The organism is Rhodococcus erythropolis NBRC 15567, from assembly GCF_001552595.1.
Lineage (GTDB): Bacteria > Actinomycetota > Actinomycetes > Mycobacteriales > Mycobacteriaceae > Rhodococcus_F > Rhodococcus_F erythropolis.
Genome location: NZ_BCRM01000001.1, coordinates 272,607 through 291,745, shown reverse-complemented (window position 1 = coordinate 291,745; position 19,139 = coordinate 272,607). Strand labels below are relative to the sequence as shown.

The 19,139-nt window shown below is 61.8% G+C and carries 21 protein-coding genes; 7 read left to right on the top strand and 14 right to left on the bottom strand.

The window, feature by feature from the left end; all coding sequences use genetic code 11:
* Positions 1-7: 7 nt before the first annotated feature.
* Genes fabG through RE4_RS01310 form a run of 6 tightly spaced genes read right to left on the bottom strand, consistent with a single transcriptional unit; the run spans position 8 to position 5,451 of the window.
* Positions 8-766, bottom strand: a complete 759-nt coding sequence (fabG, locus tag RE4_RS01335) for a 3-oxoacyl-ACP reductase FabG (protein WP_020909429.1) — start codon at positions 764-766, stop codon at positions 8-10.
* Positions 767-811: 45 nt separating this feature from the next.
* The gene (locus RE4_RS01330; protein WP_060937849.1) at positions 812-1,846 is read right to left on the bottom strand and encodes a phosphotransferase family protein; all 1,035 of its coding nucleotides are present in this window, start codon (positions 1,844-1,846) and stop codon (positions 812-814) included.
* Positions 1,839-2,621, bottom strand: a complete 783-nt coding sequence (locus tag RE4_RS01325) for an SDR family oxidoreductase (protein ID WP_019745700.1) — start codon at positions 2,619-2,621, stop codon at positions 1,839-1,841. Before RE4_RS01325 ends, RE4_RS01330 begins: the two co-directional genes overlap by 8 nt.
* Before the next feature lies 1 nt (position 2,622).
* Positions 2,623-3,843, bottom strand: coding sequence for an acyl-CoA dehydrogenase family protein (locus RE4_RS01320; RefSeq protein WP_019745701.1), 1,221 nt, complete (start codon positions 3,841-3,843; stop codon positions 2,623-2,625).
* Positions 3,830-4,633, bottom strand: coding sequence for an enoyl-CoA hydratase-related protein (locus tag RE4_RS01315; RefSeq protein ID WP_019745702.1), 804 nt, complete (start codon positions 4,631-4,633; stop codon positions 3,830-3,832). The genes RE4_RS01320 and RE4_RS01315 overlap by 14 nt, the downstream gene beginning before the upstream one ends.
* Entirely contained in the window at positions 4,630-5,451 is an 822-nt protein-coding gene (locus RE4_RS01310) for an SDR family oxidoreductase (protein ID WP_020909431.1), read from the bottom strand. Before RE4_RS01310 ends, RE4_RS01315 begins: the two co-directional genes overlap by 4 nt.
* A gap of 158 nt (positions 5,452-5,609) precedes the next feature.
* On the opposite strand from RE4_RS01310, the gene RE4_RS01305 reads away from it, so the two are divergent.
* Positions 5,610-6,086 (top strand): MaoC family dehydratase, encoded by a 477-nt coding sequence (locus RE4_RS01305; RefSeq protein WP_003942878.1) that lies wholly within the window; start codon positions 5,610-5,612, stop codon positions 6,084-6,086.
* Between the two features lie 90 nt (positions 6,087-6,176).
* Here the strand turns inward: RE4_RS01305 and RE4_RS01300 are convergent, their stop codons facing one another.
* Positions 6,177-6,890: a TetR/AcrR family transcriptional regulator gene (locus RE4_RS01300; RefSeq protein WP_019745704.1), complete on the bottom strand. Its 714-nt coding sequence runs from the start codon at positions 6,888-6,890 to the stop codon at positions 6,177-6,179.
* 104 nt (positions 6,891-6,994) lie between these two features.
* Between RE4_RS01300 and RE4_RS01295 the strand changes: the two genes are divergently transcribed.
* Entirely contained in the window at positions 6,995-8,515 is a 1,521-nt protein-coding gene (locus tag RE4_RS01295) for an AMP-binding protein (protein WP_021331756.1), read from the top strand.
* 52 nt (positions 8,516-8,567) lie between these two features.
* On the opposite strand, the gene RE4_RS01290 is transcribed toward RE4_RS01295, so the two are convergent.
* From RE4_RS01290 to RE4_RS01265, 6 genes are all read right to left on the bottom strand, one after another.
* The gene (locus RE4_RS01290) at positions 8,568-8,855 is read right to left on the bottom strand and encodes a putative quinol monooxygenase (RefSeq protein WP_019745706.1); all 288 of its coding nucleotides are present in this window, start codon (positions 8,853-8,855) and stop codon (positions 8,568-8,570) included.
* A gap of 56 nt (positions 8,856-8,911) precedes the next feature.
* Positions 8,912-9,544: an HAD family hydrolase gene (locus tag RE4_RS01285; protein WP_031330735.1), complete on the bottom strand. Its 633-nt coding sequence runs from the start codon at positions 9,542-9,544 to the stop codon at positions 8,912-8,914.
* A gap of 38 nt (positions 9,545-9,582) precedes the next feature.
* Positions 9,583-10,257, bottom strand: a complete 675-nt coding sequence (locus tag RE4_RS01280) for a TetR/AcrR family transcriptional regulator (RefSeq protein ID WP_019745708.1) — start codon at positions 10,255-10,257, stop codon at positions 9,583-9,585.
* A 68-nt stretch (positions 10,258-10,325) separates the two neighbouring features.
* A complete protein-coding gene (locus RE4_RS01275; protein WP_060937848.1) occupies positions 10,326-11,717 on the bottom strand; it encodes an MFS transporter in 1,392 nt (463 codons plus the stop codon).
* Between the two features lie 250 nt (positions 11,718-11,967).
* Positions 11,968-13,623 carry an AMP-binding protein gene (locus RE4_RS01270; protein WP_060937847.1) on the bottom strand — a complete coding sequence of 552 codons (1,656 nt, stop codon included), beginning with the start codon at positions 13,621-13,623 and terminating at the stop codon, positions 11,968-11,970.
* 3 nt (positions 13,624-13,626) lie between these two features.
* Positions 13,627-14,598, bottom strand: a complete 972-nt coding sequence (locus tag RE4_RS01265; RefSeq protein WP_060937846.1) for a phosphotriesterase family protein — start codon at positions 14,596-14,598, stop codon at positions 13,627-13,629.
* Between the two features lie 158 nt (positions 14,599-14,756).
* Here RE4_RS01265 and RE4_RS01260 point away from each other — a divergent pair, with 158 nt between their 5' ends.
* The 3 genes from RE4_RS01260 (at position 14,757) to RE4_RS01250 (ending at position 16,945) form a co-directional block, all read left to right on the top strand.
* The gene (locus tag RE4_RS01260) at positions 14,757-15,317 is read left to right on the top strand and encodes a TetR/AcrR family transcriptional regulator (RefSeq protein WP_003943195.1); all 561 of its coding nucleotides are present in this window, start codon (positions 14,757-14,759) and stop codon (positions 15,315-15,317) included.
* Between the two features lie 101 nt (positions 15,318-15,418).
* The gene (locus RE4_RS01255) at positions 15,419-16,123 is read left to right on the top strand and encodes a FadR/GntR family transcriptional regulator (protein WP_019745713.1); all 705 of its coding nucleotides are present in this window, start codon (positions 15,419-15,421) and stop codon (positions 16,121-16,123) included.
* 15 nt (positions 16,124-16,138) lie between these two features.
* Positions 16,139-16,945 carry an ABC transporter ATP-binding protein gene (locus tag RE4_RS01250; protein ID WP_020909438.1) on the top strand — a complete coding sequence of 269 codons (807 nt, stop codon included), beginning with the start codon at positions 16,139-16,141 and terminating at the stop codon, positions 16,943-16,945.
* Between the two features lie 12 nt (positions 16,946-16,957).
* On the opposite strand, the gene soxR is transcribed toward RE4_RS01250, so the two are convergent.
* The gene (gene soxR / locus RE4_RS01245) at positions 16,958-17,398 is read right to left on the bottom strand and encodes a redox-sensitive transcriptional activator SoxR (protein WP_060937845.1); all 441 of its coding nucleotides are present in this window, start codon (positions 17,396-17,398) and stop codon (positions 16,958-16,960) included.
* Positions 17,399-17,461: 63 nt separating this feature from the next.
* Here soxR and RE4_RS01240 point away from each other — a divergent pair, with 63 nt between their 5' ends.
* Together RE4_RS01240 and RE4_RS01235 are read left to right on the top strand one after the other, a co-directional pair.
* On the top strand, positions 17,462-18,892 hold the full coding sequence (locus RE4_RS01240; RefSeq protein WP_060937844.1) for an MFS transporter: 1,431 nt from the start codon (positions 17,462-17,464) through the stop codon (positions 18,890-18,892).
* 32 nt (positions 18,893-18,924) lie between these two features.
* On the top strand, positions 18,925-19,137 hold the full coding sequence (locus RE4_RS01235) for a helix-hairpin-helix domain-containing protein (protein ID WP_060937843.1): 213 nt from the start codon (positions 18,925-18,927) through the stop codon (positions 19,135-19,137).
* The last annotated feature ends 2 nt before the right edge of the window (positions 19,138-19,139 follow it).

The following is a 19,139-nucleotide window of genomic DNA, read 5'->3' as shown; positions in this document are numbered from 1 at the left end:
CGGACGGTCAGTCCTTGGGTCCACCGGCGACGTAGACGACCTGACCGGAAACGAAGCCCGCGCCTTCACTGACGAAGAACGACGCGGTGTGCGCGATGTCCTCGGGCTGACCGACGCGGTTGACCGGAATCTGCGAAGCGGCAGCGGTCTTGAAGTCCTCGAAGCCGACTCCCATGCGCTCTGCCGTTGCGGCGGTCATCTCGGTTTCGATGAATCCGGGGGCAATGGCGTTGGCGGTGACGCCGAACTTGCCCAATTCGAAGGCCAATGTCTTGGTGAATCCCTGCATGCCGGCCTTGGCTGCGGAGTAGTTGACCTGTCCGCGGTTGCCGAGAGCCGACGTGCTCGAGAGGTTCACGATGCGGCCGAACTTCGCTTCCACCATGTACTTCTGCACCGCACGCGACATGAGGAACGCTCCGCGCAGATGGACGTTCATCACCGAATCCCACTCGGCGACGCTCATCTTGAACAGAAGGTTGTCGCGAGTGATGCCGGCATTGTTGATCAGCACGGTAGGTGCACCGAGTTCTGCGGCCACACGATCCACCGCTGCAGCAACCGAAGCCTCGTCGGAGACGTCAGCGCCCACGGCCAGTGCTTGGCCGCCTGCGGCCTTGATCGCGTCGACGGTTCCGGCACACGCTGCTTCGTCGAGATCCAGCACGGCAACGGCAAAGCCGTCTTCCGACAGTCGCTTGGCCACTGCCGCACCGATTCCGCGTGCTGCACCCGTGACAATTGCGGTTCTACGTTCCTGGCTCACTGGCCCTCCATAATTTCGTGATTCGACGGACACCGGACGATCTCGTCAGATCCCGGCCTGATCTGCAATTTCCCTGGCTTTGGCTACCAAGGCGTCAATACGTTCCACGGTGGGAGTTCCGCTCTCGGCGGCATTCTGCGGTTCGTCGCGGGCGCGACGCATCACGCCCTCGGCGATCACGGCGATCTTCCACAGCCCCAAGGTGTGCCAGAACTTCAGCGCAGCCGGATCCCGTCCGGTGGCCTCGAGATAGATCCGGGAGATCTCCTCTCGCGAAGGGAATCCCGGGAGCGCTGACGCCGGGAAATCGCCACCAGTGTCCTCCCCGGCCGCCGGCCAGTACGCCAACAAGCTTCCGACATCGGCCAACGGATCACCGAGTGTGCAGAGTTCCCAGTCGAGGGCCGCGACAACTTCGCCGTTCTCAGCGGAGGTGATCACGTTGCGTAGGTGAAAGTCGCCGTGCACCAACGTGGTTTCGGTGTGAGCCGGCTGAGCTGCAATGAGACGTCGGGTGAGATCGTCCAGGTCAGGACATTCCCGCGTCTTCGACTGTTCCCACTGTCCGCCCCAGCGCTTCAGCTGCCGTGCAGCGTAAGGCTTGTGGCTTGCCAGGTCGTCGAGACCGGCCTTCCTGAGGTCGACGGCGTGTATCTTCGCCAGCGTCTGAGCGAGCGAGATTCCGATTGCCCGGCGACGATCTTCCGACAACGCCTCAGCAAGAGGCATTCGGTCCACCACTTCGCCGTCCACGAATTCCATGAGGAGCAGCGGAACTTCGGTGACGGCTGGATCCTCGGTCAACCCGAATACTCGCGGCGAAGGCACGTCGGTGGATTCGAGAGCGCTCAGGATTCGTGCTTCGCGCGCCACGTCGTGAGCCGAGGCCAGCAGGTGCCCCAGCGGTGGGCGTCGTAGCACCCAGCGATTGCCGTCTTGATCGCGAACCAGGTACGTGAGATTCGACTGCCCCAGGCCGATTCGATCGAAGGACAACGGCCCGGTGAAGTCGATCCCCAGGCCTGCTATCCACCCGGTGACCGCTTCGGTATCGAGTCCCACTACTCCGACGCTAGCCACCGACGGACGCTCCCTGCCGGAACGGGAGTGCGTCACCCAACAACTGGCCACCGTCGATGGTCATGATCTCGCCGGTGATCCACTGGGCTGCATCCGAAACCAGGAAGGCGATGGCAGCGGCCACGTCCTCGGGTTCACCGATGCGTCCGAGAGCGGTCGACGCGGACACCGCTTCTTCATGTTCTTTCCACAGAGCTTCGGCGAGTTTGGTTCTCACCACTCCCGGAGCAACGGCGTTGACACGAATCTTCGGTGACAACTCGAGCGCCAACTGCTTGGTGATGTGGATCAGAGCAGCCTTCGACGCGTTGTACGTGCCGATCCCGGCCTCGAATGCCATGCCGCCGATCGAGGCGGTGTTGACCACGGAACCACCGTGCTCGCCCATCCAGGCCCGCGCTGCCAGGCCGGTCCACAGGACTGGAGCCCACACGTTGACGTCGAAGGTCTTGGCGAAGCGCGAGTGATCCTGGTTGATGATCGGCCCGAACGACGGGTTGGTGCCCGCGTTGTTCACCAAGATGTCGAGACTGCCGAAACGCTCGATCGTCTGCTCGACGCACTTGCTGGCAGCATCCTCGTCCGTCGCGTGAGCGCCGACGCCGATCGCGTTGCCGTTCACCTGCGCGGCAGCCGCATCTGCGGATTCCTGTGAGCGCGAAGTCAGTACGACGTTTCCGCCCGCCGCCGCAATCGCCTGCGCGGTCGCGAGGCCGATGCCCCGCGATGCGCCTGTGACGATTGCCGTCTTACCGGTGAGATCCAGTCCTGCCATGTCAGTTCGCCTTGACTTCGCGGTACTTGCGCAGTTCCTGCTTGGCGATGGCGCGCTTGTGCACCTCGTCCGGGCCGTCAGCCAGGCGAAGGGTGCGCATGTGGGCGTAAGCCATCGCGAGCGGGAAGTCGTCCGTGACGCCGCCGCCGCCGTGAACCTGGATGGCGCGGTCGATGATCTTGAGCGCGATGTTCGGCGCTGCAACCTTGATGGCTGCGATCTCGGTGCGCGCTTCCTTGTTGCCCACCGTGTCCATCATGTGTGCGGCCTTGAGCGTGAGGAGTCGAACCATCTCGATGTCGATACGAGCCTCGGCGATCCAGTCCTGGATATTCGCGTTGTCGCTGACGGGCTTTCCGAAGGTGATGCGGGTGGATGCGCGCTTGCACATCAGTTCCAGTGCGCGCTCGGCCATTCCGATTGCACGCATGCAGTGGTGGATGCGGCCGGGGCCGAGGCGGGCCTGGCTGATCGCGAATCCTTCGCCCTCGCCGGCGAGAATGTCCTTGGCCGGGACGCGCACGTCCTCGAAAGTGATCTCGCCGTGTCCTTCGCGGTCCTGGTAGCCGAAGACCGGCAGGTTGCGCAGGATCGTGACGCCGGGAGCATCGATCGGAACGACCATCATCGACTGCTGACGGTGGGTGGCGGCATTGAAGTCGGTCTTGCCCATGACGATCAGAACCTTGCAGTTCTGGTGCAAAGCGTTGGAAGCGAACCACTTACGGCCGTTCAGTACGTACTCGTCGCCGTCACGGTCCATACGAAGCTGGATGTTGGTGGCGTCGGAACTGGCAACCTCGGGCTCGGTCATCGCGAAAGCAGAACGGATTTCGCCTTCGAGAAGCGGCTTGAGGTACTTCTCCTTGTGCTCGTCGGTGCCGAAGAGCGTGAGCACCTCCATGTTTCCCGTGTCCGGAGCGGCGCAGTTGGTGGCCTCGGAAGCCAGGTGGCTGCGGCCCATGATCTCCGCGAGCGGTGCGTATTCCAGGTTGGTCAGGCCGGGGCCCCATTCGGGATGCGGGTGAAAGAGGTTCCACAGCCCGCGCGCCTTGGCTTCCTTCTTCAAGTCGTCGATGATCGGCGGCTGGAAGTGCGGGTTACCGGACTCACGCATCTGCTCTTCGTAGACCGCTTCGGCCGGGTAAACGTGCTTGTCCATGAAATCGAGCAGTTCGGCCTGGTACTTCTTGGTGCGATCCGAGAACTCAAACACTGACATGTGAACTCCTGACAGAGAGGGAAGGAAAATTGGGGGCTCGATGTTCGAGATGGCTGTTGACGCCCTCGACGACATCCGGGCCGTGAAATGCATTCAGCATCAGCGATTCCGCACGCCTGGCGGAATCGGTGAAGGTCGAGTGCGCGTCGGCACTCATCTGAGACTTGATGACGGAGAGGGACGTCGGCGAGCAGTTGGCCGCGATGTCCTCGGCGTAAGCAATCGCCGCATCCAGAACGTCACCGCCGCTGACCAGGTGGTCGATCAAACCGATACGGTACGCCTCGTCGGCATCCACCATCCGGCTGGAAAGCAGAAGATCGACTGCTCGACTGTGACCGACCAAGCGGGGCAACATCCAGGAGATGCCGTACTCCGCAATCAGGCCTCGACGCGCGAACGCGGTAGTGAATCGCGTTGCGCTCGAACCGAAACGAACGTCACAGTACAGAGCCTCGACCATTCCGAGCCCTGCGGCGACGCCGTTGACGGCAGCGATCAGCGGCTTGCGAACGGTGGTCGGGAAATCACGGTCCCGTGGTCGGACAAGATCACTTTCGGAGACGTCGCCGACGTTCTTCAAATTGCCGAGGTCAGCCCCCGAGCAGAATCCTCGACCGGAGCCGGTGACAACAATTGCTCGGACACTGGGATCTTCGTCTGCTGCGGCCAAAAGGTCGTAGTACTGATCTTCGAGCTCGTTGGTCCACGCGTTGAGAACGCGGGGCCGATTGAATGTCAGGACCAGCACCGCTCCTCTCTGCTCGGAGAGGACGAGTTCCTCGGTCATCGCGTTCCCGCGAGCAGCGACGCCTGATACCGGCGCATCCCGCGCAGCCAACGGTCGTAGTCGGCGCCCTTCTGCCGGTACATGTCCAGAACGTTCTTGTGCGGAAGGATGAGGAATTCCTCGGCATCTACTGCGGCAAGAACGATTTCGGCGCATTCAGCAGGCTCGAGAACATTACCTGCCGCAAGCACGGCCCCGGTTGCGGCCTTGCCGACCGGATCGCCGGAGTTCTCGCCTTCGTAGAGAAGCTTGGTGTTGACACCCATCGGACACAGGCAACTGACGCGAACGCCCTGATCTCCGTAGGTGATCGAGAGCCACTCGGCAAACGCGACCGCGGCATGTTTGGTCACCGAGTACGCAGCGGACCCGACCTGACTGAGCAAGCCGGCAGCAGAGGCAGTGCTGATGAAGTAGCCTTCCCCGCGCTCGGTCCAACCAGGGACGAGGAGCCTGGCGGCACGAATGTGGGCGCGAACGTTGACGTCGATCGTCGTGTCCCAGACGTCCTCACTGATGTCGAGGCCCATGCCTCCGGTGACGCCGGCATTGGCGAAGTAGAGGTCGACCGGGCCGAATTCCTTTTCCGCCTGCGCGATGAGGCCCGCAATGACCGTCTCGTCGGAGACGTCGCCACCCGCAGACACTGCTGCGCCGGGATGCTCCATGTTGATCGCCTCTGCCACTGCCGAAGCTGCCGCCCCGTCGAGGTCGGCTACTACGACGCGAGCGCCCTCTGCGGCCAGTCGCTGCGCCAACGCGCCGCCGATCCCCCCGCCGCCACCGGTGACAATTGCTACCTTCTGGGCAACCTTCATGAGCGATTCCTCTCGCTTGCGTCATACCTACGCGCTGACAGTGATCCACGTCTCCCCTCATGTATAGTTGAATCCGGCGTCAGTTTCAACCGTCGAATCGCGACGGTCACCCGAACGGCCCGTTCCGTCCTCCTGAACTGCGAGTAAAGGGATCAACGATGACTGAAAACCAATTGCCCGTCCGCCCGTCCACCTTCGCCGAGCTCGAGAAGCTCATCGGCCAGGAACTTGGCCCGACGGAGTGGTACGACATCACCCAGGAGCGCATCAACGCGTTCGCCGAAGCCACAAACGATCATCAGTGGATTCACGTCGACCCGGAACGAGCCGCATCGAGCCCGCTCGGCAGCACCATCGCGCACGGACTCTTCAGCCTCTCGCTGGGCCCACAGTTCTCCTACCAACTCATCCACTTCGACGGCTTCGCGCACAGCCTCAATTACGGCTACGACAAGGTTCGCTTCCCCGCTCCGGTTCCCGTGGGATCCCGGGTCCGCATGCGTGCAACCGTCGTGTCCGCGGAGCAGTTGCCCGGCGGAATCCAGGTGAAGATGAGCCAGGTGGTTGAGCGCGAAGGTTCCGACAAGCCAGTCGTCGTGGCCGAATCCGTCGCTCGCGTCGTCGAGAAAAGCTGAACAGAGAAAAGCTGACTAGAGAAAAGCTGAAACAAGACTCGGCACGTCCCGGCCGCTCGAACGTCGATACGGCCGGGGCGACCTGCCGCTTCAGGATCGGTCAGGGAACTTCAGCGCGTTAGCCCACAGGTCTGTCACCGTGGCGACAATCTGATCGAACTCCGGCGAACGCCCGTCCACCTCACCCTCATGGAGGGTGAACAGACTGTAGGCGAGCCGACTCACCATGCCGGACAGAGCAATTGACGCTGTCATCGGATCCAGCGTCGTGTCCGCGATACCACGACTCTGCAGATCTGCAATCCCGCGGGCATTACGGCGTATGAACGCATTGGCACGCTCGCTGCGGAACTTCCGGAACTCCGGGTCGATGTGAGCAACCTGCTCCATCAGCCCCATCAATTTCGCATTGCGTTGATACGCCGCCAGATACGCTCGATTACTTGCCTCGAGCACGGCGTACGGATCGTCTGCGCCCGCAACGCGTCCCATGCCCGGGTGCATCATGTCGTCTCGCGCGACCTCGAGGACGGCGGCGAAGACCTCTTCCTTGTTCGCGAAGTAGGTGTAGAACGATCCCGTCGCGCAGCCGGCTTCTTTGGCGATGTCGATCAGACGGGCATCGAGATAGCCACTACGCTCGAATACCGTGCGGGCAGCGGCAATCAGCGCTGCGCGCGTGCGGGTTCCCCGCTCGGTGGTGGGCCGATCTCGGAGCAGCGCAGGCGGAGCCACTGGCAGGGCGGCAATTCGCGATTCGTCATCGAGCACGGTGCGCTCCCCATCCTTCCGAGCCAACATCATTTCGGGACAATCCCAGCAGACTCGATGTTGACGCCGGATTCAAGTGTACGCTCTGGTGAGACCCAGGACACACAATCGGTCGATTCCTCCCGAAAGGCAGAACCATGGTTAGCGTTCTCGACCCGGTGACCCGTCACGCGGAAGTCACACCGGACAACATCGCAATTCGAAACAGCATTGCGATCCGCGGCACGGATGAACACTGGACTTACCGGCAGCTCCACGACGCATCCCTGGCGTTCGCCGGCCGCATTCGCGATGCCGGGTTGAGCGTAGGCGATCGGGTTCTCCTAGCGGCACCGTCGGTAGCGGAATTCGTAGTGGCGTACATGGGAATTCAGGCCGCAGGTTGTGTCGTGGTACCGATCAACACGATGTCGGCGCAACCCGAAGTCGAGTACGTTCTGGACGACGCGGAGATTTCCCTGGCCATCGCGTGGCATCAACTCGGTCCCGCAGTCCAGGATGCAGGGAGCGCGCGCGGCGTCCCGGTGTGGACACTCACCGAAGAGTCGGCGAAGGCCGATCATGCACCCGCAACTGTGGTCGACCGTGAAGCAACAGACACCACGGCGATTCTCTATACCTCCGGCACCACCGGACGCCCGAAGGGCGCTCAGCTGACCGTCGGGAATTTGTTGTCCGCCGGTGAGATCGGCGCCGAGAGCAGCCGCGGAAACCCATCGGACCGCACCGGAACCGGACTGCCGCTCTTTCACATCTTCGGCCAGGGTTCGGTCATGATGGCAACCTTCACCGGCGGCGGATCACTGTCCCTGCTCGCCCGGTTCGACCCCGCTGCCATGCTCGACCTGGTCCGCCGGGACAAGCTCACCATCATGGCCGGTGTCCCCACCATGTGGAATGCCATGCTGCACGCCGCCGCCGATGTGGACAGCTCCGACTTCGAACAACTCAGGATCGCAATCTCCGGTGGCGCATCACTTCCCGGTGAAGTCGCTCGCGCCTTCGAAGCACGGTTCAACTGCACGATCCTCGAGGGTTACGGCCTCACCGAGACGAGCGCGTTCGGGACTTTCAACAGCATCGACCGCGTCGCAAAGATCGGATACACCGGCCGCGCCGTACCGCGCACCGAGGTCGAGGTGCGTGATCACGACGGAAATGTCTGCGAGGCAGGCACAGTGGGCGAGGTGTTCATCAAAGGACCGACGGTCATGAAGGGTTACTGGAAGCGCCCTGAAGACACCGCCGCCGTTCTTTCCAACGACGGATGGTTCCGCACCGGAGACCTCGGTGAGACCGATCCCGACGGGGACCTTCGCATCGTCGACCGAGTGAAGGACCTCATCATCCGTGGTGGATACAACGTCTATCCGGGCGAGGTCGAAGAGGTGCTCTACCAGCACCCCGACATCATCGAAGCCGCAGTGATCGGCATACCCGACGACTACTACGGGGAGGAAGTTGCCGCAGTGGTGGCCGTGCGTCCAGGCTCCGACCTCGAAGCAGACGCCGTCACTTCGTGGGCTCGGGAACGTCTCTCCGCCTACAAGATTCCCCGAGTCGTCCAGTTCATCGACGCACTCCCGAAGGGTTCGACGGGAAAGATCCTCAAGCGATCGATCGACCGAACCGAACTCCTCGCCCAGAAGCAGAACTGAAAACACAGGTGAGCCCCGGCGAGATTTCGCCGGGGCTCACCTGTTCACTCGCTCAGAGAGCGTCGAAGTACTCGATCTGCGGGGCGCCGGCGAGGAAGGGCGCCATCGCCTTTCCTGCAGCCTGGAAATGCTCGGACGTTCCGTGAGCCTTGATGGCAGCACCGTCCTGATACAGCTCCATGAACTTGTAGGAATTCGCATCCGTTTTCGATCGGATCAGTTGATACAGAACCGTTCCGGGCTCCTCCGTGCGCACCTTCTCCGCAAGTTCGGCGATTACGGCTTCGAACTGCTCGCCGCTTCCGTCCTTGACGGTGATATCCGCGATGACAGCAATCATTCGTTCCTCCAAAAGTGTTCCGGCAGTATTCGAGTGTTACCGAGAAACCTACAGTTTCACTGCGTGGGCAGTAGTCCGAACGTCGATGCCAATTGTCTGCGAGTGCTTTCTGCGTCGGTGTGGAGAATGCCGGCGATCCCCAATCGTGCCGCACCGTCGAGATTCTGTTGCAGATCGTCGATCATCACGGCATCTTCGGGCGCGACGCCCAGGCGCTCACACGCGATGGTGTAGATCTGACGAGAGGGCTTACGAATCCCGACTTCCGAGGAGATCACCACTTCGTCGGCCAGGTCCTCGAGGACAAATCCCGCATAACAATCACGCCCGAAAGCATTGGACACGAGCGCAACAGGGTGTCCCGCCGCCCGCACGTCTGCGAGCAGACGCACCATCTCCTCGTCTCGAATCAGCCCGGCTTGCATACGGTCGACCAATCCAACGCTGTCGACGATTGCGCCGTGCGCTCGTAGACGTTCTCCGAATCCGGCCTCGAAGGCCTCCTGGTCGATCTTTCCGGATTCGTGATCGGAGAGCAGCCTCTTCGAGACGTCGTCGCGGGAGAGCAGGGTCAACGGAAGTCGTGGGTCGCCGCCGAGCGAGGCCCCGAAATCTTCGAAGGCCTGAAGAACACTGGAGGTGAGAACTCCACCGAAATCGACGAGCACTGCCGTACGCGTAGGTGTCATTGCTCCATCAGACACCAAACATGAACCCGGCGTCAACATCAGTTTTGGCGCAGCGAGAATTGTAAAGTGTTGATCCACAACCGGTTGACCGTATCGAGCAGACCATCAAAAGTCACTCCGGCGGCGCCGTCCTCGCCGCCGCGGGATACGAAGTACCCGAACGCAAGTCGACTGATCATCCCGGAGAGTGCCCGAGACGTCAGTAGCGGATCCAGGTTCGCGTCCGCCAGACCGGCTTTCTGCAGCTTCTCGATACTGCGCGCGTTGCGTCGAACAAACGCGTCAGCACGCTCGAGGCGGAGAACCCGAAACTCCGGATCGATGCTTGCGACCTGCTCGAGCAGTCCCATCAGCTTCGCGTTACGTCGGTACGCCTCGAGGTACGCGCGGTTGCTCGCCGCGATGACCTCAGCTGGATCCGCGCCTTTCGGAGTGTGCGGCATTCCCGGATGCATCATGTCTTCGCGCGCAAGCTCCATCACTGCCGCGAAGATCTCCTCCTTGCTTGCGAAGTAGGTGTAGAAGGTACCGGCCGAGCACTGCGCCTCCACCGTGATGTCGATCAGACGCGAGTCCAGATAACCGGTCCGTTCGAAGACGGTGCGAGCCGCATCGATCAACGCTCGACGCGTACGCAAACCACGCTGAGTGGAGGGGAGTTCCCGTGACACTGTCGACGAAGCATCTTCGGAGCCTGTGCGTGCTGCAGCCATGCTCCAGTTATACGTCAGACGCCCGCTACCGGTGACCGATAGCGGGCGTCTGTTCGAGACCGAAGGTATTACCTGCCGTAGAGATGCGCGCCCGGAACTGCGTTCGGATCGTCCCGAACTTCCTTCGGGTTGGTCTCTTTCAGCACCCAAGCGCTGAAGAAGGTCACCAAGCCCATGAGTGCTACGAACACGGCAACCCATGTCGTGGTTCCGGTCTTCGCGATAAGTGCTGTCATGATGAACGGGGTGCCACCGCTGACCGTGATCGCAGCCAACTGGTAGGCCAACGATGCTGCCGAGTAGCGCACGTTGGGTGCGAACAGTTCACCCATGTATGCCGCGATCGGCCCGTAGGTCATCGACTGGAACACGCTGCCGACCGTGACTGCGATGAAGAACAGCGGCAGGGACTTGGTGTTGATCAACCAGAAGTACGGGAATGCCCAGACCACGATCGCTGCGGCGCCGATCAGGATCATCGGACGACGACCGATCTTGTCGGACATCTTCCCGGACCACAGCACTACGCCGACTGTCAGCAACGCGCTCAGGAGCGAGATGATGAGCAGTGAGTTCCGCTTCAACCCCAGTTCGGTTGTGCCGTAGCTGAGTACGCCGGCGATGCTGATGTAGAACAGTGCATTGGTGGCGGCCAGAAGTCCGCAGCCAAGCAGGATCTTGCGCCAGTGATCCTTGAGCGCCTGCGCCAGTGGAGCCTGAACGACGACGTCCTTTTGGTTCTTCTTGGCGTCTTCCTGCAACTCGAGGAATTCCGGCGTGTCCTCGACCTTCGTCTGGATGTACAGAACCACGGGGAAGAGCAGCGCGCTGGCGAAGAACGGAACCCGCCAACCCCAGCTCAGGAATGCTTCGTTGGAAATGGTCGCGGTCGCCACGAGGAAGACCAGGTTGCCCAGCACTACACCGAACGAGACACCCATCTGACCGAAAGTGCCTGAGAATCCACGCTTCTTGGGACTCGCGGATTCGGTGAGGAGAAGGACGATTCCGCCCCACTGGCCACCGCAGGCGAGGCCTTGGATGAATCGCAGTGTCACCAGAAGAATCGGAGCGACGACGCCGATTGCCGACGCACTCGGGATCGCGCCGATCAGGAACGTCGCGACGGCCATCAGCAAGAGGCAGGTGACGACAGCGGGCTTGCGTCCGTACTTGTCGCCGAAGTGTCCGGCGACCAAACCGCCGATGGGGCGGGCAACGAAGCCGGCCCAGAACGTACTGAACGAGAGCAATGTGCCCATCAGTGCGGATGAATCGGGGAAGAACACATGCGGAAAGACCAGTGCCGCAGCTGTTCCGTACAAGAAGAAGTCGTACCACTCGATGGAACTGCCGAGCAGTCCCGCGCCGAGAAGTTTGCGGTGAGCTTTCTTCTTCTTCCGTTCCTGATCGGACAGGCCCCCTGCCTGCGTGCTCGAATCCACTGCCGATCTCGTCATGGGTTACTCCTCGATGGGTCGGACGCTCGTCGCGCCGGGAGTTGAGAAGTGAAACCGGGCCAGAAGTAGAAACTGACACCAACTTCAACTCTGTGGCGTTGCGATCAGTCTGCGATACAAAAAGAGTGATGTCAATCACTGAAATGCATTGCCGCATAAGGGACTAAATCCCCTATCGATGCTTGCCGATCACCACGACGAATGGCCGGCTCACCTTGTCGGCGGCCGGCAATTCGTTTGTCAGGCAGATCTAGTTCGGTACCCGCAGTTCACGACGAAGAATCTTGCCGCTCACTGTTTTCGGCAGGTCATTCATGACCTCGACGATGCGTGGATACTTGTATGCTGCAAGCCTTTCCTTGCAGAACTCGACCAGATCCTCGGTGGTCGCCTCGGCACCGTCCTTGAAGGACACGAAGGCCTTCACGGTTTCGCCGCGATACGGATCCATGACACCGACGACGGCAGCCTCTCGTACGGCAGGGTGTTCGTAGAGAACATCTTCCACTTCGCGTGGCCACACTTTGAAGCCCGAGGCATTTATCTGATCCTTCATCCGGTCGACGATGTAAAACCACCCGTCGCCGTCCATGAATCCGATGTCGCCGGTGTGAAAACGCCCGTCCGGCATCGCATGTGCGGTCTCGTCCGGCTTGTTCCAGTATCCGAGTGCAACCTGGGGACCGGAGACCACTATCTCGCCGTACTCCCCGATCTGTACCGGCCTGTCGTTCTCGTCCACCACCTCGGCGTACGTATTCGATACCGGAACGCCGACAGCAACGGCCCCCGACGCCGGATCTACCGGCGCTTCACGCGAATTCGGCACCACGATCGCCGGGCTGTTCGTCTCGGTCAGCCCGTAGCCGTTGTGAATGTAGTGACCGAACTTCGCCCGGAACGCTTCCAACGCCGCGTGCGGGATCGGCGCGCCACCTGAATAAACCGACTCGAGAGAGCTCAACGATTCCTTCGAGACTGCGGCGCTGTCCGTCCACGCGATGAATACGGTGATCGCTCCGATGATCGCGGTAGCCCGATGCTCCGAAATCGACTCCGCTGCAACGATGGGATGGAAGCGGCAGGTCAGAATCGTGGGCGCGCCGGCCAGGAGTGGAGCCGCGACGTGCCCGATCAACCCGGTGATATGGAACAGTGGCGCCACCGCGAACATCGCGCCGCCGGGGCGCAGCCCCAACCAGTCCCGATAGATCTGCGCTGCGAACACGACATTTGCGTGCGTGTTCATCGACCCCTTCGGCGGGCCGGTCGTCCCCGACGTATAAGGAAGGTAGGCAAGGTCTTCCGGGGACAGATCGACCTTCTCGGGCTTCTGTCCTCGATGAGCCTCGATCAGTTCCAATAGGTCCGGAAATCCATCATGACGAATCCTGGACGCCGAACCGAAGATCCGTTCATCGTCGCGCGACTGAAAATCCTGTTCCGACGTGGTGATGACCAGTCGCACTTCGGTGCCCTCGGACGCAGTCGCCACGGTCTCGGCCGAGGACTCGAGACAGATGACTGCTACCGCGCCGCTGTCCGCGAGTACGGTGGACAGCTCACGGTCCCGGTACATCGGATTGACCGGAACGACGACAGCGCCGAGTTTCCAGACTGCGACCGTCGCGATGACGAACTGCGGAACATTCTGCAGGACAAAGGAAACTCTGTCGCCGAACCCGATTCCGTCCACGGCGAGGGCTACGGCAAGCGCGTCCGACATCTCGTCGAGCTCGGCAAAGCTGACAGTCCTGTCGAAGTACCTGATGATCGGGGCGGTGCGATCGCGCTCCAGCGACGCACGGAACATCGCGAGGGCGTTGGCATGCTCGATGTCCACGTTCGGCGGAGTGTCGGCGTCGTAGTTGGCGAGCCACGGCTTGCTCTCGTACACGTTGGTCATAACTCAGCTCTCGAAGTACCGACGCGGATTATCCACCAGCATGGTGTTGATCTGATCCTCGGTGACGCCGCGCTCGAGCAGCGTGGGAATGACCTGATCGCTGATGTGGGTGAAATTCCAGTTCGGCACTGCGGCTGCCTTGGCCTCACTCGAGAACCAGTCGATGAAGCACGAGGCATCATGTGCCAGAACCATTTTCTCGGCATAGCCACGGCGGGCCAGTTCCACGACAGTGTTCACCCGCTCCTCGAACGGCAGCAGAACATCGAGACCGAAACGGTCCATCCCGAGTAGCGAACCCGCATCGGCAAGTGCACACAGGTAGTCCAGGTCGGTCGAATCACCCGAGTGCCCGATGACGACCTTGCTCAGATCTGCACCTTCCTCGGCCAGAACCTTCTGCGCAACGAGGCCCGATTCCGTGTGCGGGTTCGTGTGAACCGTGATCGGTACCCCGGTTTCGACCTGCGCCTGACCGACCGCTCGCATCACACGCTCGACACCGGGAGTCAGACCAGGTTCTTCGATGGCGCACTTGAGGAATGACGCGCGGATGTCTGTGCCGGCAATGCCGCCCTTGATGTCCTTCACAAATAGATCAACCATCGGCTCGCGCACGTCGAACAGCAAACCTGGACCGGTGTAATGGAATTGGAACGGAATGTCGTTGTACGTGTAGACGCCGGTGGCGACGATGATGTTGAGATCGACCTGCTCGTTGATCCGCGCAATACGCGGGATGTAGCGACCGAGTCCGATGACCGTGGGATCGACGATCGTGCTGATCCCTCGCGACTTCAGTTCGGACAGCTTGGTCACCGCATCGGCTACTCGAGCCTCCTCGTCCCAAGGCTCCGGGTAGTCGGGATAGTTCTGACGCATCTCCTCCCCCAGAACGAAGACATGCTCGTGCATCAACACCTTTCCCAGATCGGCTGTGTCCACCGGCCCACGAACGGTTTGTACTGAACTCATCGATCGAACCCCTGACTGTGATCGCCATCACTAATATGAGACAATGAGCTAGTGTGTCTCACGTCGCTTGGTTCGTCAATAGGTTCGACCCACCCGAAGCCCACCTCTGTTCGACCGCCGAAATTGTGCAGTACCGGACAACCGGAGAGAATGTCCCGATGCCTACCGACCTCGAACGCCGACGCGCGATCGACACCGCCGCGAGCATGTACCTCGCGGAGGAACCACTCGACATGTCACTGCTCGCCGAACGTCTCGGAGTAGGCCGCGCGACGCTCTACCGCTGGGTCGGCAATCGCGACGAACTGCTCGGAACAGTGCTGGCCGAGGCCACCGAACGGACATACAGGAAGGCGATGTCACAGGCGTCGGGGCAAGGTCCGGAGTACATCCTCGACGTCTTCGGACGCGTCATGCGGTCGGTGGAATCGTCGACCGAACTGCGAGCGCTGACCAAACGCGAACCGATGGTGTTCATCAAACTCGCGATGATGCCCGGCTCCATCGAATCGATCTCCGCCTCCATCACCGCCGAAATCTTGCAGTCCCAGGTCGACGCCGGCCAACTGACGATCACGCTCTCGCCGCAAGTGCTGGGCGAAGCTCTCGTTCGCATCTGCGACGTACACCTCTACGCCCCTCTACTCGGGCGGGAAAAGGCGGAGATCGAGACGGCCCTCGACCTGATCGCACTGCTCCTCGGCGTCACCCGTAACTGACGGTATCGACTGCGTGAGCACTGCTCCGACACACGGCCCACCCGAGTCCTCAGACGTCTGATGAGTTGTTACGCTGTCGGTACCCCCACGAGAGGCAAGCCGTGTCCGACGACCACACAGGATTCACACTTCGCAGTGGTCCGCTGGTGCCGCAACTCGAACAGTTGCTTCGCGGGCGAATCAGGCAAGGAACGTGGGCGCCGTCCGAGCGCATACCGAGCGAGGCGGCCCTTGCCGTCGAACTCGGCGTCGGGCGTTCCTCGATTCGCGAGGCAATCCGCCTCCTCGCTCGCGACGGGCTACTCGAAGTCCGACACGGCGTCGGCACCTTCGTGGCTGCCGCGTCCGAACTCGAGCACGTCGACGAATTCACCAAACTGCTTCGACGCTCACGCATCCTGGAGGTCTTCGAAGTCCGTCGCGCACTCGAGATCGAGGCCGCCAGACTGGCCGCGGAGCGGGTACAACCCGAGGACCTCGACGGCCTGCGGCGGCGACTGACCATGCGACACAGTCATTTCGAGGGTGACGTTGAAAAGTTCGTCGACGTCGACCTCGACTTCCACACCGAAGTCGTTCGGTTGTCCGGAAACGCGGTTCTACTCTCGCTGTTCACGTCGGTGCGTCCACTCCTTCGTGAATCCCTCGTCGAGATGATGGCCCACGAGGCCGGCGTCCCCGACACCTCACATGCCCATGATCAGTTGGTCGAGGCCCTTCAAGACGCCGACCCAGAAGCCGCGGTAGCGGCAACCCGAGCAAATATCGACACCGTCTTACGGCGGTTGCGTGTGCTCGACGCCTAAGAGAGGTTAGTTCTCGTGCAACACCCCAATGGCACAGTACTGTCGACCGAACACGTGGATCTCGTCCGCGACGGCCGATACTTGTTGAAAGACATCAACATTTCGATCGAACCCGGGCAACACTGGGTACTCCTCGGCGCGAACGGTGCAGGCAAGAGCACCCTACTGAGCCTTCTCGGAGCAACCGCCCACCCGACTCGCGGTTCCGTCTACGTCCTCGGGCACAAGCTGGGCCGAGTCGACATGAGGGAACTGCGGATGGACATCGGGCACGTGAACCCGCGTCACACGATCGGAATTCCGATCACCGTCCGCAACGTCGTGATCACCGGCCTCACCAACACCACCGAGGTAATGCCGCGGTGGTCACCGACGCCGGAGCAAGAGGCTCATGCCGACGCACTGATCGATCTACTCGGGATGAGTCCGCGTTCGGACGCACTGTGGCCCAACTTGTCCCAGGGCGAACGGGGGCGAGCCCTGATCGCCCGTGCACTCATGGTGGAACCACGCCTGCTCCTGCTCGACGAACCGGCGACCGGGCTCGATCTTGCTGCGCGCGAACAGCTCTTGACGGCTCTGGACGATCTCCGCAATCAGAACCCGTCACTTGCCAGCATCCTCGTGACGCATCACATCGAAGAGATTCCGAGCACCACCACACATGCTCTCCTGATCAAGGACGGCGTCGTGACCGCCAGCGGCCTCGCCGAGAATGTGATCACCACCCAGAACATCAGCGAGTGCTTCTCGCATCCCATCGAGATCGAGCGTCGCGGTGGTCGGTGGAATGCACAATCCAGACCGCGCGAAAGGGTCTGACCGACAGGATTTTCAGAGACGTCTGGCGCCGGGCCCCTCCCGGCCCAGTTCGTCTCCCGGGTTGAGCAGGTTGCAGGTCTTGAGTGACAGACACCCGCAGCCGATGCACCCCGTCAGTTCGTCCTGCATCCGGGCGATGGCCTGCTTACGATCCTCGAGTCGCCGATTCCACTCCGTCGAAATCTTGCGCCAGTCCTTCTTCGTCGGGGTCCGCCCCTGCGGCAACGACCCGAATACTTCGGCAACTTCGGCCAGAGGTATCCCGAACCGGACTGCCAACTGGATCAAGGACACCCGCCGGATCGAGTGCCGCGGGAACTTCCTCATATTTCCCGCCGTCCGCTCCGCAGGAACCAAACCGAGTGTTTCGTAGTAGCGCACCGCCGACACGGCGACGCCGGTTCGCGCCGATACCTCACCGATCGAGAGAAGTTCGTCACTCTTACGGATCATTCTGCCTCCCAATGGCTGCGCGACATTGACCTGAAGCGCACTTGAGATTCTACCTTCGACAACATGCACTCCCCCACCGATGCTCCCGCCGGAACCTGGCGGCAGCTCCTGAGCGGTCGATACCTCGGCACCGCTACCGTCCTCGCAGGCGGCGTCGCGCTGTACGCGACCAACGTCTACCTGACGACCAGCCTGCTTCCGACTGCCATCGACGACATCGGCGGTCAGCAGTACTACGCCTGGACCGCGACGGTCTTCCTCATCGCTTCCGTCATCTCCTCGATGTTGGTCACCAACGTCCTCGCCGCCAGGGGACCGCGCGGGGCCTACCTGATCGGCCTCGCGATCTTCGCGCTCGGCACCGTCGTCTGTGCGGTCAGCCCGACCATGGAATTGCTGTTGGTCGGCCGCACGATCCAGGGTTCGGGAGGTGGCCTCCTGGCTGGTCTCGGTTACGCCGTCATCAATGCCGCGCTCCCCAGACATCTGTGGACCCGCGGGGCCGCGCTGGTTTCGGCAATGTGGGGAGTCGGCACCTTCGCCGGCCCCGCAATCGGCGGCGTCTTTGCTCAATTCGGAGCCTGGCGATGGGCTTTCGGCGTTCTGGTTGTCGCGACGATCGCAGTCGCAGCCCTCGTCCCCAGCGCGCTACCGGCACATGAACCGGGCAGCACGACCAGTAGCCCGGTGCCGGTCCTCTCACTGGCATTGCTGACTGCGGCAGCTTTGCTGGTCAGCGTTGCCGGAATTCTGTCCAACCTCGCAGTGACCGCAGCAATGGTTCTCGTCGCTGTGCTGCTACTGATCGCCTTTGTCGCCGCTGACCGTCGCTCGCGCCACGGCGTGCTACCGCCGTCGACGTTCAACGCGTCGTCGCTCAAATGGGTGTACCTGACCATCGTCGTCCTCGCTGTTGCGTCGACCGTCGAGACGTTCATTCCACTCTTCGGCCAACGACTTGCCGGACTGGCACCGCTCGCGGCCGGATTCCTCGGGGCCGCACTCGCTCTCGGCTGGACTCTCGGCGAAATCCCGAGCGCCTCGGCGACTACCCCTCGTATCGTGCGACGAATCGTTGTCAGCGGTCCGATCCTCGTCGCGATCGGGTTGGGCATCATGGCAGCATTTCTCACCGAACACGCCGGCGCCGGTGCGATGGTCGCGTGGGTGATCGGACTGCTGGTCGCCGGCGTCGGAATCGGCATCGCCTGGCCCCATCTTGCAGTCGGTGCGATGACCTCGGTCACCGATCCCGGAGAAGGTGCGCGTGCCTCCGCTGCCATCAACACCGTTCAGCTGATCGCCAATGCCTTCGGCGCGGCCCTGGCCGGAGTGCTGGTGAACATCGGCGAACCGTCGACGCTTCGTTCTGCGCAATTGCTTCTCTTCACCTTCGCCGCTATCGCGATCATCGGCATTGTCGTGGCAGCTCGCGCGCTTTCTCGAACGCCCGACAAAATCGACAGCCCCGAAATCGTTCACGACGCTCGCTAAACTGTGGAAAACCCACACGGAGGAGTTGGCCAGTGACAGAACCGGATCCGGGCACAGTGGAAACCGACTTCCCGAAAACGGGAGCTCCCGCACAGCGCGCGCTGATCGGAGCGGGCTACACCCATCTCGCGCAATTGACGTCCGTGTCCGAGAAGGAACTCGGCGGTCTGCACGGGATGGGACCGAAGGCTCTGAGGATTCTGCGTGAAGCACTCGCCGAACGCGGCCTGAGCTTCGCCGACTGAGC

Coding starts and splice junctions, on each gene's coding strand:
- RE4_RS01275 (WP_060937848.1), bottom strand. CDS start 11,717: ATGACGAGATCGGCAGTGGATTCGAGCACGCAGGCAGGGGGCCTGTCC.
- RE4_RS01300 (WP_019745704.1), bottom strand. CDS start 6,890: ATGATGTTGGCTCGGAAGGATGGGGAGCGCACCGTGCTCGATGACGAA.
- RE4_RS01315 (WP_019745702.1), bottom strand. CDS start 4,633: ATGACCGAGGAACTCGTCCTCTCCGAGCAGAGAGGAGCGGTGCTGGTC.
- RE4_RS01280 (WP_019745708.1), bottom strand. CDS start 10,257: ATGGCTGCAGCACGCACAGGCTCCGAAGATGCTTCGTCGACAGTGTCA.
- RE4_RS01265 (WP_060937846.1), bottom strand. CDS start 14,598: ATGAGTTCAGTACAAACCGTTCGTGGGCCGGTGGACACAGCCGATCTG.
- RE4_RS01290 (WP_019745706.1), bottom strand. CDS start 8,855: ATGATTGCTGTCATCGCGGATATCACCGTCAAGGACGGAAGCGGCGAG.
- RE4_RS01320 (WP_019745701.1), bottom strand. CDS start 3,843: ATGTCAGTGTTTGAGTTCTCGGATCGCACCAAGAAGTACCAGGCCGAA.
- RE4_RS01295 (WP_021331756.1), top strand. CDS start 6,995: ATGGTTAGCGTTCTCGACCCGGTGACCCGTCACGCGGAAGTCACACCG.
- RE4_RS01325 (WP_019745700.1), bottom strand. CDS start 2,621: ATGGCAGGACTGGATCTCACCGGTAAGACGGCAATCGTCACAGGCGCA.
- RE4_RS01310 (WP_020909431.1), bottom strand. CDS start 5,451: ATGAAGGTTGCCCAGAAGGTAGCAATTGTCACCGGTGGCGGCGGGGGG.
- RE4_RS01305 (WP_003942878.1), top strand. CDS start 5,610: ATGACTGAAAACCAATTGCCCGTCCGCCCGTCCACCTTCGCCGAGCTC.
- RE4_RS01270 (WP_060937847.1), bottom strand. CDS start 13,623: ATGACCAACGTGTACGAGAGCAAGCCGTGGCTCGCCAACTACGACGCC.
- RE4_RS01260 (WP_003943195.1), top strand. CDS start 14,757: ATGCCTACCGACCTCGAACGCCGACGCGCGATCGACACCGCCGCGAGC.
- RE4_RS01285 (WP_031330735.1), bottom strand. CDS start 9,544: ATGACACCTACGCGTACGGCAGTGCTCGTCGATTTCGGTGGAGTTCTC.
- RE4_RS01240 (WP_060937844.1), top strand. CDS start 17,462: ATGCACTCCCCCACCGATGCTCCCGCCGGAACCTGGCGGCAGCTCCTG.
- soxR (WP_060937845.1), bottom strand. CDS start 17,398: ATGATCCGTAAGAGTGACGAACTTCTCTCGATCGGTGAGGTATCGGCG.